10 protein-coding genes and 3 pseudogenes are annotated in these 16,969 nt (G+C 60.0%); 5 read left to right on the forward strand and 8 right to left on the reverse strand.

Features of this window, described 5'->3' with window-relative positions:
- Nucleotides 1-137 precede the first annotated feature (137 nt).
- Nucleotides 138-623 carry an Lrp/AsnC family transcriptional regulator gene (locus D0Z70_RS00005; RefSeq protein ID WP_220475603.1) on the reverse strand — a complete coding sequence of 162 codons (486 nt, stop codon included), beginning with the start codon at nt 621-623 and terminating at the stop codon, nt 138-140.
- A gap of 64 nt (nt 624-687) precedes the next feature.
- Here D0Z70_RS00005 and D0Z70_RS00010 point away from each other — a divergent pair, with 64 nt between their 5' ends.
- Nucleotides 688-4,212, forward strand: coding sequence for an indolepyruvate ferredoxin oxidoreductase family protein (locus D0Z70_RS00010; protein ID WP_239018755.1), 3,525 nt, complete (start codon nt 688-690; stop codon nt 4,210-4,212).
- Between the two features lie 9 nt (nt 4,213-4,221).
- Nucleotides 4,222-4,833 (forward strand): annotated as a pseudogene (locus D0Z70_RS00015) (acyl-CoA dehydrogenase family protein); the annotation flags it as partial.
- 231 nt (nt 4,834-5,064) lie between these two features.
- On the opposite strand, the gene D0Z70_RS00020 reads toward D0Z70_RS00015, so the two are convergent.
- From D0Z70_RS00020 to D0Z70_RS00040, 5 genes are all read right to left on the reverse strand, one after another.
- Nucleotides 5,065-6,243, reverse strand: a complete 1,179-nt coding sequence (locus D0Z70_RS00020; RefSeq protein WP_119743388.1) for a CaiB/BaiF CoA transferase family protein — start codon at nt 6,241-6,243, stop codon at nt 5,065-5,067.
- Between the two features lie 143 nt (nt 6,244-6,386).
- A complete protein-coding gene (locus D0Z70_RS00025; protein WP_182913783.1) occupies nt 6,387-7,316 on the reverse strand; it encodes a LysR substrate-binding domain-containing protein in 930 nt (309 codons plus the stop codon).
- Nucleotides 7,282-8,304: a thioredoxin-disulfide reductase gene (trxB, locus tag D0Z70_RS00030; protein ID WP_119743390.1), complete on the reverse strand. Its 1,023-nt coding sequence runs from the start codon at nt 8,302-8,304 to the stop codon at nt 7,282-7,284. Before trxB ends, D0Z70_RS00025 begins: the two co-directional genes overlap by 35 nt.
- Nucleotides 8,305-8,373: 69 nt before the next feature.
- Nucleotides 8,374-9,141: a glutaredoxin domain-containing protein gene (locus D0Z70_RS00035; protein ID WP_119743391.1), complete on the reverse strand. Its 768-nt coding sequence runs from the start codon at nt 9,139-9,141 to the stop codon at nt 8,374-8,376.
- A 138-nt stretch (nt 9,142-9,279) separates the two neighbouring features.
- Nucleotides 9,280-10,182, reverse strand: a complete 903-nt coding sequence (locus tag D0Z70_RS00040) for a LysR substrate-binding domain-containing protein (RefSeq protein ID WP_119743392.1) — start codon at nt 10,180-10,182, stop codon at nt 9,280-9,282.
- Between the two features lie 131 nt (nt 10,183-10,313).
- Between D0Z70_RS00040 and D0Z70_RS00045 the strand changes: the two genes are divergently transcribed.
- Entirely contained in the window at nt 10,314-11,201 is an 888-nt protein-coding gene (locus tag D0Z70_RS00045; protein ID WP_119743393.1) for a hydroxymethylglutaryl-CoA lyase, read from the forward strand.
- Nucleotides 11,202-11,233: 32 nt separating this feature from the next.
- On the opposite strand, the gene D0Z70_RS00050 is transcribed toward D0Z70_RS00045, so the two are convergent.
- The gene (locus tag D0Z70_RS00050) at nt 11,234-12,592 is read right to left on the reverse strand and encodes an MFS transporter (protein WP_119743394.1); all 1,359 of its coding nucleotides are present in this window, start codon (nt 12,590-12,592) and stop codon (nt 11,234-11,236) included.
- Between the two features lie 499 nt (nt 12,593-13,091).
- Here D0Z70_RS00050 and D0Z70_RS00055 point away from each other — a divergent pair, with 499 nt between their 5' ends.
- Nucleotides 13,092-15,986, forward strand: a complete 2,895-nt coding sequence (locus D0Z70_RS00055) for a TonB-dependent receptor domain-containing protein (RefSeq protein WP_119743395.1) — start codon at nt 13,092-13,094, stop codon at nt 15,984-15,986.
- Between the two features lie 560 nt (nt 15,987-16,546).
- Nucleotides 16,547-16,666: pseudogene (locus D0Z70_RS00060) on the forward strand (transposase); the annotation flags it as partial.
- A 23-nt stretch (nt 16,667-16,689) separates the two neighbouring features.
- Here the strand turns inward: D0Z70_RS00060 and D0Z70_RS25275 are convergent.
- Nucleotides 16,690-16,932 (reverse strand): annotated as a pseudogene (locus D0Z70_RS25275) (oxidoreductase); the annotation flags it as partial.
- Between the last annotated feature and the right edge of the window lie 37 nt (nt 16,933-16,969).

The following is a 16,969-nucleotide window of genomic DNA, read 5'->3' on the forward strand; positions in this document are numbered from 1 at the left end:
CGCTGGTCAGCGCAATCCGCACCGCCTCCTGCTTAAACTCTTCACTATGCTTCATCATCTCGTCGGTCTCCTGTCACGAACATAAAACGCTCAAGTGACCGGCGCAAAACCGTTACAAGTCCATTGAATAGCCGAACTTAGCTCGAGTTTGCCGGTTCGATTCGCTGGGTAAAGGTCTTGAGCACGAAACTTGATTGAATGTGGGCGATGCCCTCCAGCCGCGTAAGCTGGCCCAACAAGAGTCGATAATGCTCGAGATCTCGGACAAAGGCGTGCAGCATGTAGTCCGAACCGCCGCTCATCAGATAGCCGCCCATGATCTCGGGTAATGCAAGGACCGCAGTTTCGAACGCGCCGAGAACTTCGTCAACTTGCCGTTCCAGGGTGATCGATATGAACACTGCCATCGACCCGATCAGCCGCGTCTGATCGATCTGGGCAGTATAGCCTTTGATGATTCCCTCCTGCTCCAGTTGGCGAACGCGCCGCAGCGTCGGCGTGAGCGAGAGACCGATCCTTTCGGCGAGATCCCGCCAACTGATCCTGCCATCCTTCGCTAGTGTTTTGAGAATCTCGCTATCGGCGCGATCGAGGGGTCGCAGTTGAGTATATTTGTTGGTCATAGCCATAAGAAATTAGCGCAAATCTACTAAGACATTCAACTTTTATTGCTAAATTTGGTCACAAATGCACGAGAAGGAAGGATATAAGCGGTTGGGTGAGGAGAATGCCGTGAAACACGACCGCGTCACCAGCCTGCATGAGATCTATAACGCGGAAATCGGGCCCACTTTCATGACCGGTATCCAGGCGCTCGTGCGCCTGCCGATGATGCAGCGCCGGCTTGATCGTTCACGCGGGCTGAATACGGCAGGTCTCGTCTCCGGGTATCGCGGCTCACCGCTCGGCGCTTATGATCAGCAGCTCTGGAAGGCGGAACAACAGCTCGCCGCCCATGATATCGTCTTCCAGCCAGGCCTGAACGAGGATCTCGCCGCCACCGCTTTGTGGGGCGCGCAGATGCACAGGGCTTACGGCCCGACCAAGGCTGATGGCGTATTCGGGATCTGGTACGGCAAGGGCAACGGCGTCGATCGCACCGGCGACGTATTCCGCAATGCCAATATGTTGGGCACGGCGCCGCTGGGTGGCGTGCTGGCGGTCGGTGGCGACGATCATGCTGCCCAATCATCGATGTTCCCGCATCAGACCGATGGAATCTTCCAGTCGGTGATGATGCCCGTTCTCCAGCCCGCGAATGTATCTGAAATCCTTTCCTTGGGCCTCGCAGGGATCGCCATGTCGCGCTTCTCCGGCGTGTGGGTGGCGATGAAGACGATCGCCGAAGTGGTGGAGAGCTCTGCCACCTTCGAGCTTCCCGACGCCTGTCCCGAATTTCTTTCGCCGGCGGATCTCGTGCCGCCGCATGGCCTCAACTGGGATCCGACGATCGCGTGGCCCGGCCAGCGGGCCGAATATGAAAGGCGCATGATCGAGGAGCGTATCCCGGCCGCGATTGGCTGGGCGACCGCCAACCGGATCGATCGCCCGGTGTTCGAGAGCGCTCGCAAGCGTCTGTGCATAGTGACTGTCGGCAAGGCGCATCAGGATGTGATGCAGGCGCTCTCCAGCCTCGGAATCAGCGAGGACGAGGCCCAGGCGGTCGGGATCTCGATCTACAAGGTGGCGATGAGCTGGCCGCTTGCCGCCGATCCGCTGCTGGCCTTTGCGGGGGACGCCGACGAGATACTGGTGGTCGAGGAAAAGGGCCCGACCGTCGAGGTCCAGATCAAAAACGCCCTGTTCAATCGCGCCGGCAGGCGCATCCGCGTCACCGGCAAGACCGACGAGGTGGGCAAGCCGTTGCTGCCGGTGGTCATGGAATTCACGCCGCTGATGATCGCACAGGCGATCGTAGGGCGGCTTGACGCCGATAATTCGGTCGGCCTTGGCAATCGCCTCGCGGCGCTCACCGCACGCGGCCAGCGCGGAGAGGTCATTCCCTTCCCAGTGCGAAAGCCGTTCTTCTGCTCGGGCTGCCCGCATAACAGCTCGACCAGGACGCCCGACGGGTCGATGTCCGGGGGTGGTATTGGCTGCCACATCATGGCGCTGGCACAGCCCGCGCTCAAGACGCCGACCTTCAGTCAGATGGGCGGTGAAGGCCTGCAATGGGTTGGCGCGGCACCGTTCTCGCAGACAGGACACATCTTCCAGAATCTTGGCGATGGCACCTATCAGCATAGCGGTCTGCTCGCGATCCGCGCAGCGGTGGCATCAAAGGCCAACATTACCTTCAAGATCCTCTACAATGACGCGGTCGCGATGACCGGTGGTCAGCCTGCCGAAGGCGTGATCGAGCCCCGCCGGATTGTCGCGCAGTTGCTGGCCGAAGGCGTCGGGGACGTGCGGCTGGTCAGCGACGACCCCGACAAATGGCAGGACCTGCCTGGGGGGGTGAAAGCACTGCACCGTGACGACATGGACGCGATCCAACGCGAAATGCGCGACATTCCCGGCGTCTCGGCAATCGTCTACGAGCAGACCTGCGCGGCCGAAAAACGTCGTCGCCGCAAGCGCGGCGCGTTTCCCGACCCCGATCGTCGCCTCTTCATCAATCCGCGTGTCTGCGAAGGCTGCGGCGACTGTTCGGTCCAGTCGAACTGCATCGCCGTCGAGCCGATCAAAACCGATTTCGGGACCAAACGCCGAATCAACCAGTCCGCGTGTAACAAGGATTTTTCCTGTGTAAAGGGCTTTTGCCCGAGCTTCGTGGAGATCGACGGGCCCGTGCTGCGCAAGCCCGATGGCGACCGGATCAGGGCGCTGGAAGCCGATCTGTTTGCTACCCTGCCGGAGCCGGCGCGCGTTGCCATCGAAGGCAGCTACAACGTCTACGTCGCGGGTATCGGGGGTCTCGGCGTGCTGACCATCGGCGCCTTGCTCGGCACCGCCGCCCATCTGGAAGGGCTTTCCGCGACGGTTCTCGACTTCACCGGCCTCGCGCAGAAAAACGGCGCGGTGGTCAGCCAGGTGCGGATCGCACCGCACGGCACCGCCATCCATGCCGTGCGGATCGGCGCCGGTGAGACCGACCTGCTGCTGGGCACGGACTCGGTCGTCGCAGCTAGTCCGGATTCACTGGGCAAGTTCGCCGAGGGGCGCGGTGCCATTGTCCTCAACGCCGACGAGACGCCGACAGCGGATATCGTTGCCGATCGCGACGCCGCCCTGCCGACCGCCCGGATGATCGATGTCCTGCTGACGCGCGCCGGCGACAGGGGGTTCCTCCTCAGCGCCACCCGCATCGCGGAAGGGCTGTTCGGCAACAGTGTCGCGGCGAACACGCTGCTCGTCGGCTATGCCTGGCAGAAGAGCCTGCTGCCGCTGTCGGCCCAGGCATTCGAGGCGGCGATCGAGGCGAATGGCGCAGCGGTGGCCCTCAATAAGCGAGCTTTCTCCTGGGGACGGCTTGCAGCAACGGACGCGGCCATGGTCGAAAAAATCGCTGGCATGAGCGGTGCGGGCGACGAGATCGAGGAGGCGCTCGATACATCGATCGACCGGCGCATTGCCGATCTGGTTGCCTACCAGGACCAGGCTTATGCAGCGCGTTACGTCGCGATAATCGAGCGCGTACGAGCCGCGACCGAGGGACTCGGCGCGGAAGGCAATGATCTGCTTCGCGCAGTGGCGGTGAACGCTTATAAGCTCATGGCCTACAAGGATGAGTATGAGGTCGCTCGCCTCTATGCCGATCCGACATTCCGGCAGACGCTGGCGACGCAGTTCACCAAAAGCAAACGCGTTTCGATCTGGCTCGCCCCACCGATCATTTCGCGGATCGATCCGCGCACGGGCCGGCCGGCCAAACGCAAGTTCGGGCCGTGGGTGTTCACCGCCTTCGCCGCCCTTGCAAGGATGAAGGCATTGCGCGGTAGTTGGGCGGATCCGTTCGGCCGCACGCACGAACGCCGCGCCGAACGCGCCCTGCGCGACGACTACCTCGCAACGATCGAAGCGCTGTGTGATGGCCTCAACGAAGCAGGACTCGCGCATGCCACAGCGCTGGCAGGCTTGCCGGACATGGTTCGTGGCTATGGGCCGGTAAAGGAGCAGGCGATGGCGGAATACGAAACGAAGCGCGCCGCGTTGCTGGTGAAGACCAAAGCCGCGCCCACGTCCGCCTCGCGCGCCAGCGAGGCGGCCTGAACGATGACGATATTGTCGGAAACGCAAGTCGCGATCCGCGACTTGGTGCGCGGTTTCGCGCAGGAACGGGTGCGCCCGCATAGCCAGCGCTTCGAAGCCGAGGGCGGTTATCCCGCTGCCTTGTTCCAGGAGGTCGCGGGACTGGGCCTGATGGGCATGACCGCACCCGAGCACTTTGGTGGCGCGGCGGCGGACTATGTCGGCTATGCCCTTGCCCTTATCGAGATCGCCGCGGCGGACGGCGCATTGTCGACGATCATCTCGATTCAGAACAGCCTCATCGTATCGGGTCTCCTCAAGGACGGCACGGCCGAGCAGCAGGCGCGTTTCCTGCTCGAATTGATCGCCGGTCGGATGATCGGCGCCTTCGCCCTGATCGAAGCCGACGCCGGTTTCGATGCAGCGGCGATGCACTGTCGAGCGACCAAGGTCGAGGGCGGCTATCGATTGAACGGCGCGAGACAGTTCATCACTTCAGCCAGCATCGCAGGCCTTGCCATCGTCTATGCCGTCACCGATCCTACGGTCGGCAAGCGCGGCATTTCCGGGTTCCTCGTTCCCACCGATCGCGCGGGCTATGTCGTCGACAAGGTCGAACATAAGATGGGTCAGGGGGCATCCGCATGGCTCCGCGATAGCTAAAACTCACTTTTTATTATGCCGGCACGTTTGACCGAACGCGGTGCGGTTTCGCTTTGGTTTCATTAATGAAAATGTGACCTTGCACATGCGAGTCACGCGGCGCCCTGCGGCCGGCCTGGTAATCCTGCGATGCGGCGGGGATGCCCATCCGTAACCGTTCACTTTTCGGGCTACGAGAATGGCTGCGCTCATGCTGGCAACGGACCGTCTTCACGCAGCATGTTCCGTCCGCCCCACTATGACCGCTGCCTCAGCCGACGAGTACCCAAGTTCGGTCAGGACATTCATCGTGTCGCCACCGAGCAAGGGCACCTGAGTGAGCGTTTCGATGGAATGCTGGTCAAACTCCAGCGGCAGCGCGGGAACCTTGATGATCTGGTCGTCGACGCCCCGCATCTCCACCAAGCCACCGGGCCGGCGGACATGGGGATCGTCGAGCAGATCCTCGGGCGCGTTGATGGGAGCGAATGGCAGTCCGAGTTCGTCCAGCTTCACTAGCAGCACGTCCAGTCTATCCTGCGCGATACGCAGCGCGAAACGGGGAATCAGTTTGGGTCGGGCCAAAATTCGGTCGGATACGGTCTGTAGCTCGGGATCAGTCAACAGATCCTCAAAGCCAAAGGCGGTGCAGAACGCCTGCCACTGCCCGCTCGTCGTCGCCGCTACGAACAGCTTGCGGCCATCGGCGGTCTCGAAAATGTCATAGACAGGCCATGCAGCCGCCTTCTGCGCCATGGGCGGCACCGGTATGCCGGTCATCTGAAACTGCACAATATGTTGCGCCACGGTAAACAGGCAGTTCTCGAACAAACCGATGCGAACTTCCGTACCTCGCCCCGTGCGGTCGCGGTCGCGAAGCGCACTGAGTACGCCGATCACGCCGAACATGCCTCCCATGATATCGTTGACTGAAGCGCCCACTCTGAGCGGCTTTCCCGGTAGGCCGGTCATATGGGCAAGCCCCGTCATCATCTGAACAACTTCGTCCAGCGCCGGGCGGTGCTCGTAAGGACCTGACAAAAAGCCCTTGTGTGCCGCGATGATAAGCCGAGGATACCGTTCCGCGAGTTGGCTCGCTTGAATGCCATTGCGCGCAATCGTTTCATCTTTGAAGTTCTCGACGAAGACGTCTGCCGTCGCGAGCAGCCGGTCGAGCGCTTCTCTTCCGTCGTCCGAGGCGAGGTCGAGCACTATGCTGCGCTTGCCACGATTGAATAAGGGAAAGAAGCTGGTGGCCATGCCCGTGAGTTCACGCGTTTTGTCGCCTGCGGGCGGTTCGACCTTGATCACGTCGGCACCCAGCGTGGCCAGCAACATGCCACATGTCGGGCCCATTACCATGTGGCTCATCTCAACCACCCTGATCCCTTTTAGGGGCAACTGGTCCATTCCATCTCCTGACGCGGCAAAATCTTGTAGGCCGCATCCTATACGGGTGGTGGCATCAGGGCCGCATGGTCGTTCGCGCAGTCAGCCTTCGCAAGACGCGAAGGCATGCTGACATTTCAATTCTTGAATAGCGGGGAGCGGCATCAACTGCTCAATGTAACGCCCTGCCAGGCCCCGCCCTTCACGAGATCGATGATGACGGTTCGTAGCAGAACAGTCACCACGTCCGTCGCGATACCCCGTGCACCCTGGGAGGAGGTGCAGATCGATAAGGGGCGTGAAAAGGCGGGCGTCTTTACGCGCATCACATGGACGTCCCCGGCGGCCTCCTCCTTACTTACGACGGACCAAGGGAGAAATGTCGAGGCGACGTCCTGCGCAACGCACGCCTTGAGCAAGATCAGCGAGTCCAGTTCGGCGACGGGTTCGATGCCGATTCCTGCCTTCGCACACGCCGCGTCGACGATCCGCCGCATGCTGTTGCCGACTTCCGGCATGACCAGAGGTGTCTGAACGGCATCGGCCAATGTGATCGCTGTCTTGCCTGCCGTGGCATAGGCACTTCTTGGGGAGCAGACGTAGAAGAGTTCCTCTTCGAGCACGGGCATGGCCTTAAGGCCCGCCGGCGCCTGCCCAACGAAGAGGATGGAAATATCGAGCCGCCCGCTCGACATGAAGTCGACAAGCAGGCTGCTCACGCCCTCCACGATACGCAATCGCACCAAAGGCAGCCGCTCCGCACACGCCCGGATCATCGCCATGCCGACCATTTCCGCCATGGCCGATGGCAGGCCAAGACTAACAGTTCCGGACGGGACCCCTTCGCTATGCGCCACCTCTTCTCGTGCGATTTCCGACTGCCGCAGGATGGTCCGGGCATGTCTGTACAGGATCCGGCCTGCATCGGTGATTTCGACGCCTCTGGAACGACGCAAAAACAAAGTGCTGCCCAGTTCATCCTCCAGCGAAGCAATTTGCGCGCTGACTGCCGATTGAGTGACGTTCAGCTGGATACTGGCCTTCGAGATGCCGCCAACGTCAGCGACTTTCAGGAAGTATTTCAGCTGCCTCATATCCATAATCGGGAATTCCTGCTCCAGCGGCCGATCCCGCTTCTTCCTCCAGGAAGCGATGGACGTCCAGTGCTGCCATGCAGCCGGTGGCGGCGCTTGTCACCGCCTGCCGGTAAATCTGATCCTGCACGTCGCCGGCTGCGAATACCCCCGGTACGCTCGTCATCGTCGCCAGGCCGCTGGCGCCGCCGCGCGTCACGATATAGCCGTTCCGCATGTCCAGCTTGCCGTCGAAGATGCCGGTGTTGGGTGAATGGCCGATCGCGATGAAGCATCCCTTCACATCGAGATGCTGGGTCGTCATGTCATCAACGCTCTTTACACGAACGCCCGTAACTCCCGATTCGTCGCCGTGGACATGGTCAAGCGTCCAGCCGAACTTGAGCGAAATCTTGCCCTGCGCCACCTTGGCCATCAGACGCTCTACAAGGATCGGCTCCGCCTTCAGACGGTCGCGGCGATGTATTAGCGTTACGCTGTGCGCGATGTTGGAGAGGAGCAGCGCCTCCTCGACGGCGGTATTCCCGCCCCCGACGACGCAGACATCTTCGTCCTGATAGAAAAAGCCGTCGCATGTCGCACAGCCCGAGACGCCACGACCGGCAAACTCCTGTTCCGATGGCAGCCCCAGCCAATTCGCCGAAGCGCCGGTCGCGATGATGAGAGCGTCACAGGTATAGCGTCCCGCCCCACCTTCCAGCGTGAAAGGCCGTTGATCCAAAGAGACTGCGCGAATGTGATCCTCGACCACGTTCGTCTGGAATCGCTTCGCGTGCTTGCTGAAACGCTCCATCAACGCCGGCCCTTGCACCCCGTCAACGTCGGCCGGCCAGTTTTCGACGTCAAGCGTCGTCGTCAGCTGCCCCCCCGGCTCGTGCCCGGCGATCAGGGTCGGCTTGAGGTTAGCACGCGCCGCGTAAAGCGCCGCGGTGTAGCCGGCGGGTCCCGACCCGATGATGATGACCTTGCTGTGCTGTGGAGATTTCATGGCCTGACCTTGATAGTTAGCGAAACCGCCATGCGGGGCATCAGCGGCGAGATAGCGGACCGCAGGCCACTATTCCCAGAGCCCCTTTGGCATCGGCAGGCCCGCATAATCGGCCTGATCGAGCTTTTTGGGAACATCGATGCCATGCTCCTCAAGGCGCGCCAGGAGCTGACGGGTATGTTGGGCGCAATGCCAGGTCGACCGCTCAAGAAACTGGTGCAGCGGGTGTTCGCCATAGAACATCTTCAGAATGCGTGTGCACGATTTGTCCTCCAGCGTTTCCCACCAGCGATCGAGCCTCTCCTTGAGCGGCCAGGCCTCGCGCAGCACGTCTTCTCTGGTGTTGATCCAGTCCGGCGCTTCGATATTGGCGACGGTAGTCCAGTCCTCCAACCCTTCCTCGACGGTCTGCACGAACGCATCGACGACCTGGACGACATGATAGCTCAGGTGGAGATAGGAACGCTCGCGACCTGGAAAAACCTCGGCATGGAGAAGTTCGTCGGGAATGGCTGGCACCATCGTGAACGCGACATCCAGGATCTTGTCCCATTTGGCGAACAATTGCTCCGGCGGCAACCGGTCGGAGATCGCGTCCATGCGATTGACGAACTTTGCGACGTCCTCGATCGACTGCGCATAGGTGAACTCGTTTCCGCGAGACACAATCGGCACCGATCGCGCACCAAGGCGCTTGAGTTCCTGCATGCCCGTTTTGTCGGCGAGCACATCGATGGACTTGAACGGCACCCCGATTTTGGTGAGAAACTCTTTGGTTCGCACACAACTTGAGCAGCCTGGCTGCCAAAAGACGCTGATTTCCGATGCCGCTTCCATGATGCTCTCTCCCAGTGGTTTCCCTCCTGATACCCACTGCAGCAATCGGAAAAAGTCTTATATTAAGATACCGCCATCGGAAATACCGAAACTTTCGTGAGCGATACGACGCCGGTGTCGATAGAATATCGCTCCTGCTCATGCATTGAACGCGCGGCTGCACAGGTGCTCGAGGAGCAGTTTTGCCGCGCTGGAGAGCATCTCGGTTTCCCGGTGGCAGATGTCGAGGACCCGCCGCGTCCATGCATCCTCGATGTCAATCGTGACGATGCGGCCAAGCTGCCGGTCGCGATCAATTGTTGCGATCGGCGCCATGCTGATGCCATGACCGGCTTCGACCATGCTGACCATCGCGTCGAAGCTCGGCACTCGGATACGCATTCGCAGCGGCTTGCGCGCAGAATGAGACGCCGCCACCAGATAGTTGGTCCAGACCTGCTCGGAATGAAGGCCCACGAAATCAAAATCGAGCGCTTCCTCCATCGTCACGGCGTCATAATCGAGGAGGGGGTGGCCCGGCGGGACCACCAATACCATGCGGTCTGCGTTGTAGGGATGAACGCTAAGCTTGTGCGGCACCATGGAAGCGATACAGATGCCCAAATCGGCACTGCCCTCTGACACGCCGCGGATCACCGCCGGCGTGGCCGCTTCGCGCAGCGCAATCTGGATGTCGGGATGGCGTTCCCTGAACAGGCGCAGATCACGCGGAAGAAATTGTATAATCGACGATATGTTGGCGAGCAGCGTGACATGACCCCTGATCCCTCGCGTATAATCCGCAAGGTCGATCTCGGCCCGCTCTACGCTGCCCAGAATCTGTTGCGCGTGATGGTAGAGCGCCAGGCCGGCCGGCGTGGGTTCGACGCCGCGTCGCAGGCGATGGAACAACCGGGTCTGAAGGTTGGCTTCCAGATCGGAAATGCGTTTGCTTAAGGCCGATGGAGCAACGTTGCGGACCAACGCTGCTTGCGTGAGGTTCTTGGTCTCTGCCACCGTCACGAAGAGCTGGAGCGTGTAAATGTCCAGCCTGCTACTCACGGCACTCCCCCCTCAATTAATCTGACTTCTTGTATCACGAAGGCTCCGCTCGGCAAAGGCCGCTTCACAGTGCGCCACCAGTGCGCCAGGTGCGAGGCATGATATCGACTAAAGGCAGAGTAGGAGCACCGATGGTGCAAATTGTGGAAGTCGGGCCGAGAGACGGATTGCAGAACGAGAAACGACTGCTGTCGACGGCAGACAAGATCCTTCTGATCGCACGGCTGATCGAGGCGGGTGCCAAGCGAATCGAAGTCGCCAGCTTCGTCAATCCAAAGCGCGTGCCGCAGATGGCCGACGCCGAAGCTGTGGTGCAGGGCCTTCCAGCCACGAGCGATTGCTCCTACATCGGCCTGGTGCTGAACCGGCGCGGGGCCGAACGAGCATTGACCGTGCCGGTGGACGAACTTGGCATGGCCGTCCCGGGTAGCGAGACCTTTGGCATCCGCAATCAGGGACAGAGCGCGATGGAAGCCATCGCCCAGTTGAAAGACATCGTCGATCTGGCGCGCGGCAGCGGCGTCACGGTCCATGCGTCCGTATCGTTAGCGTTCGGCTGTCCGTTCGAGGGGCAGGTACCCGTTGAACATGTTGTCGATCTGGCGAAGCGGATCGCGGATCTCGACGTTACGGAGATCGGGATGGCGGACACGATCGGGATCGCCGTGCCGGCGCAGGTGACCGACCTCTTTGGTCGGCTGCGTGAGGCCATCCCGCACAGACGGTTACGAGCACACTTCCACGACACGCGCAACACCGGCATTGCCAACGTATGGGCGGCCGTTCAGGCGGGAGTCGATGTGATCGATGCATCCGTGGGTGGCTTGGGCGGCTGTCCGTTCGCGCCCGGCGCGACCGGCAATGTACCGACCGAGGACGTGTGCTACCTTCTGGAATCGTCGGGTGTCGCGACTGGCCTTGCTCTCGATAGACTGGTCGACACCGCGCACTGGATTAATGGGTTGCTGGGTCGTGCCCCGACCAGCGGGCTGTCGCGATCGATGTGCGAACAAGTATAGCCGCGATCGCAGACTGACAGAAACTCTTCCGATCAAGACTGTGCCGGCTCGCCTAACGGCTCGATCGCCAAAGTCAGTATAAGGAATGCCAGACCTGCTCCGGCTGAGATGGCAATGAAGACTGCGTTCCAGCCGTAATGATCGAGCAATAGCCCAGCCGTCAGAGGCACAACAGCCGCACCCAATTGTCCACCAGTGCTGATGTAGCCCATAGCAAGCGGAAACCGCTGCTGATCGCAGAGGCGGGACGGATAGATGACGAATGCAGCGAGGCCGATGCTCAGAAAAAAACCTATCCCGAAAAGAAGGATCGAGAGCGCGAGTGGCTCGTTCGGTGCCGACGTGAGCAGATACATGCTCACCATGGTGAAGACGGCGCTGATCATCATTGCTGGTTTGCGACGCCCTCCAAGAAGCCGATCGGAGATCAATCCGCCTGCCACATTCCCCAGCACTGCCCCCACGAAGGGCGACGCCGCCACGAACCCGACGTTCATGATCGAAAATTTCTTCACTTCGACGAGATAGGTAGGGAGCCATGCCAGGATAAAGCCGGCGGTGCCCTGGATGAAAAAATACGCAACGGTGATAGCAATGAAATTGAACGAGGTGAGGATTTCGCGCGGGGTTTGCAGGAGTGGCGCTTTTCGGGCTCGTAGAAAATAATCAAGGCGATCGAACTTTGTGCGAGGCATGCCGTCCAAAGTCGCATTTTGCAATGAGACTGGAGACGGCTCGTCCGCGTCGATGAAGTCGGCCTCACTCGCAGTGACAAATCTGCTCTTTCGGGGGCCATCTGCCACAAAAATCGCCCAAATCAAGGCCAGGAATGTACCCGGTACGGCCAGCGTCAAGAACACCCAGCGCCATCCAAGCGACACGAGAATCAGCGCGCCCAGCGGAGGAACAATCAACGGAGCGAACTTGGTTGCGGCGTATAAAATGCCCGTCGCCGTTCCCTTCTCCTGTTTGGGAAACCAGTTGTTGATCGTCGTCACCGCAGCGACGCCAAGGGGCGACTCGGCCAGGCCCAATAGAATGCGCAAGCCAAACAGCGCGACCAGGCCCGATGAAAGGCCGGTGCCCAGAGTCACCAACGATGTCAGAATAAGGAAAAGTGGAAGGATCCGCCGAACGCCAAACCGGCTGATCAACAACGCGCCCGGCACCTGGAAACCAGCATATATGAATGCGAACGCACTGATGAGGACGCCAGCCTGCGTATTTGTCAACCCGAACTCAGCCTTGATCGACGGCAGCGTGATACCGATCGCGGCTCGGTCGCAATAAGCAGCGGTATAGACGATGAAGACCAGAGTGACGACAACCCAGCGATATCGTCCCGGTCGGCTGCTCGTCTCAACAGGGGATTGAAGCCAACTCGATGCCATCTGACCGTTCTATCCTCTCGCATATGTTCAAGCCTCGCGCAGTTGCTACCTGCAGCTTGCTCTATTGGACGTCCGATGCGTCGATCGGCAGTTTGTCCTGCCCGCAGCAAAAAGATAGTCGAGAACTCCGAACACTGCGTTCGCATACTGCGATGACACGAAGGAGATGGGTCTTCTTTTGAGGTGATCCACGACCGGCGGGCGCAATCGTCCCCCGGGTTGCCTGCTGAAGCATCCTGTGCTTGACGATGTATATGCGCGCGCAATGAGTGGCGGCTGAGCGGCGGATTAGCCCGCAAAACGATTATTATCCACGATGGTGCGGTTCAGATCGTAGACTAGCGGCGGCAATGACCACAGCGGCTCCATGCCCTTTCAGCGTTTCCATATTGCGAAGCCACGCTTCGCTAAACGCCATTAGTGACGCAGCTTGAAACTGTGCTTTCTAGCTTCAGAAGTGTTGCGGCCTGCCAGCAGCACCATCAGGCGAGGATGTTTTATGAAGGCGCTCCGACTCTTGAATTCTTCCTGTCGTTTACGACTGCTCCACGGTGTTGCAGCTACTCCGCTGTTTCTTGGATTGATGTCGTCGCCTGCTTTTGCGCAGGACGCAGTACAGGCGCAGCCGTCGTCAGTTCCTTCCGGCGCGCCTGCCCCCGCCGCAGCGACAGCGGACGAATCGGTTGCTACGCCCGCCGACGCCGACGGGCAGACTTCTGGTTCTGTCGCTTCGCGCGGGCAAATTGCAGACATTGTCGTCACCGGATCCAGGATAAAGCGTAATGGCGGCCAATCGCCAACGCCTGAAACAGTCATAACAAGCGCCGACATCAAGGTTGCTGCGCCCGCGAACATCGCCGATTACGTCAATGATCTGCCGCAGCTAGCCGGCTCCAGCACGCCGCGCAACAATCCTTCCAGCGTGTCCAGCGGCAGTAGCGGCTCCAACTTCCTCAACCTCCGCGGGCTTGGCGTCAACCGGACACTGGTATTGCTGGATGGCCGCAGGGTCGTTGGGTCCGGTGCGACAGGTCGCGTGGACATCAACACGCTACCGTCCGCGCTGATCTCGCGCATTGACGTGGTAACTGGCGGTGCTTCCGCCGCCTATGGATCAGACGCGGTGGCCGGCGTCGTGAATTTCGTTCTCGATACCAAATTCACTGGCCTCAAGCTCGAAGCGATGAACGGCGTCACGACTTACGGCGATAACTACCGCAGATCGGTCGAAGCTGCAGGTGGATTGGCGTTCGCCGACGGCCGGGGCCATGTCATCGCATCGGCGACATGGAGCAAGAATGACGGTGTCTTGCAGGCGCAAAGCCGTCCCTGGTTCAACGGCGCTAAAACCATTCCCAACCCCGCTTACACCGCGACGAATGCGGAGCCGCTGTTGATTCAGCCGACCAACGCCAACACCGGCAACGCATCGCTCGGTGGGCTCATTACGACCGGTGTCCTTGCCGGCACCCAGTTCGGCCAAGGCGGAAGCATCAGCCAGCGCGTTTTCGGAACCCCGGCGGGTATGTACTCGATCGGCGGCGAGCTTCAGGACATGGCCGCCTATCAGACCCTGGACATTCCGGTAGAACAGTTCACGGCCTTTGGCCGCGTCAGCTACGACCTATCTGATGCCGTGGAGATCTTTGGAGAGGCCAGCTACGGCAAAGCGACGGTAACCAATCTCTCTGCGTTCAACTGGCGCTTCGGCGATATCACCGTCTCTGCCGACAATGCCTATCTTCCTACCGAACTCCGCACTCGCCTCGCGGCGGCCGGTCAGACAAGTTTCCGTTTTGGCACCTTCAACGGCGACATCGGACAGTGGCGGGTTCGAAACGAGCGCGAGTTGCAGCGCTATGTCGCGGGGGCGAATTTCAAACTCGGCGCGGGGTGGACTGCGGATTTCTACGGCACGTACGGCAGGGTGGACGCACACACCGCTGTCTCCGGCCTCATCAACAAAGCGCACTACGCCTCGGCCATAGATGCCGTGGTCAACCCCGCGACAAATGGGATCGTCTGCCGCTCGACGCTCACAAACCCGGCTAACGGGTGCGTTCCGTTCAACTTGTTCGGCATTGGCGTAAATACGCCAGAGGCGCTTGCCTATGCGACGGGTACATCGCAGCTCGACTCGAAGATCCAGCAAACGGTGGTATCGGGCTCAGCGCAGGGCGAACTTTTCTCCACTTGGGCGGGGCCGGTGTCGGTCGCCTTCGGCGCGGAATATCGTAAGGAGCAAGTTAGCGGCGTCGCCGATCCCGTATCGCTGGTGAACGGCTACTTCGCGGCAAATTACAAGCCAACGAACGGGCAATATGAGGTGAAGGAAGGTTTCGTCGAGGCCGACATCCCGCTCGCGAAGGATCTCCCGTTCTTATACTCTCTGAACCTCAACGCCGCCGCCCGCTACACACATTACAGCACCAGTGGCGGCGTTAAGACGTGGAAGGTCGGGGGCACCTGGAACCCGATCCATGATCTTCGATTTCGAGCGACGCGATCCAGAGACATTCGTGCGCCCAACATCGGCGATCTTTTCCAGGGCGGTGTCGTATCGACGGGCAACACCGTACTGGACAGAGGCACCTCGACAGGCGGCATCCTTGTGACGACCGTGGGGAATCCCGCCCTGAAACCGGAGAATGCGGACACCACGACGGTGGGCGTAGTCTACACCCCCTCCTGGCTACCGGGCCTGTCGATTTCGGTCGATTATTACAACGTCAAGATATCCGATGCGATACTGACGCTTTTGGCACAGGATACGGTGAACCGCTGTAATGGCGGAAATACTGTCTATTGCAGCTTCGTCACGCGCACCAACGGTACGATCACCTCATTGACACTGACCCCCACCAATGTGGCGCAGGAAGTCGCAAAGGGTCTCGACATCGAGGCGAGCTATCAACACCGATTTGCTTCCGATGCGCAGCTTACCCTCCGCGCACTTGCCACCTATGTAGATCAGCGTTCCATCGACGATGGCCTCACCATCAACTATCAACAGGGCGAGAATAGTCCTGACAATATTAGCGGCAGTATCGCGCGCTGGCGTGTTATCAGCTCCGCAGGCATAAGCGCTGGCCCTTTCAGCGGCGTGATCACCGGCCGGTATGTTTCCCCTGGAAAATTCGATAATGCTTATACCAGCAAGCAACTCGCTAATAACCGTATCGCCGGCGCGACCTATTTCGATTTGTCGCTGACAGCCAAATTCCCGGCGATGTCCGGCGATGGCGAGATTTTTTTCAACGTCGATAACCTGTTTAACAAAGATCCTGTAATCATCCCCCAGCAGAGCCAGCCATTTTATCAGGCTCCGGTCAATTCGCTGCTATATGATACGCTAGGGCGCGAATTTAGGGTCGGCGTTCGGCTCAAGTTCTAGATCGCTGATTCCCGCGAAGTGGCGCATGGACTATGATAGTCCGTACGACGATTGAATTTTTTGGGTTTAATGTTCCGGGGGGCAGCGCTGGTTTCGACTTGACCTGCCCCGAACGGGACAGGTCAAGTTCTGATCCGACAGGATATTCCGGCAGGTTTCCGAGGTTGGCACCAAACGTACGGATTTGACGTTGTGATTCATATGTGGACGCCCCCTTGGCAAGGGCATTGTGCCGTGGTGGGTTTTGATCGGTTGCTTTCATATGTCCGGCCTGTTTGCGCGGCGTTGTGGCTACCGCTGACCCTGATGGAAATCCGCCGGTGAGGTCCCTAATCAAGGTCGCGCGCGTTTAAAGCGCAGTGAATCACGCGGGTTGGCCTTACCATTGGCTCGATCGTTACTCATCATCGACTGCCATTACCATTTCGGTTGACTTGAGGTTGATCAGGTCAATTGCGCATAGGGGTGGTAGGCTTCCTTCCGGGTAAGCACTGGACTTGATGTAACGGTTTTGCGCCGGTCAACTGAGCGATTAGAGCTCGCAACAGGAGACCGACGAGATGATCAAGCACACTGAAGAGTTCAAGCAGGAGGCGGTGCGGATTGCGCTGACCAACGGATTGCCTCGCGACCGGGTCGCATCAGATCTGGGGATAGGGAAGTCGACGCTGGGCAAGTGGGTATAGGCGATGCCAAGACCGTCGAGCGCTTCCACTATATGGTTGAACTGCGGTTGCTCGTCACTCGACGGGACGATGCCGCCTGCCGGCGACACCGGCGAGAGGCGCACGCCCGTACGCGGCGCACCGATCTCGCTCGCCACGGCGGCAGTCACCTCGATCAGCAGCCGGGCGCGGTTCTCAACCGAACCGCCATAGGCGTCCGTGCGGACATTGGCGGTTTCGCGCAGGAACTGATCGAGCAGATAGCCATTCGCGCCGTGCACCTCGACGCCGTCGAAACCGGCCGCGATCGCATTGGCC

Source organism: Sphingobium terrigena (assembly GCF_003591655.1).
Lineage (GTDB): Bacteria > Pseudomonadota > Alphaproteobacteria > Sphingomonadales > Sphingomonadaceae > Sphingobium > Sphingobium terrigena.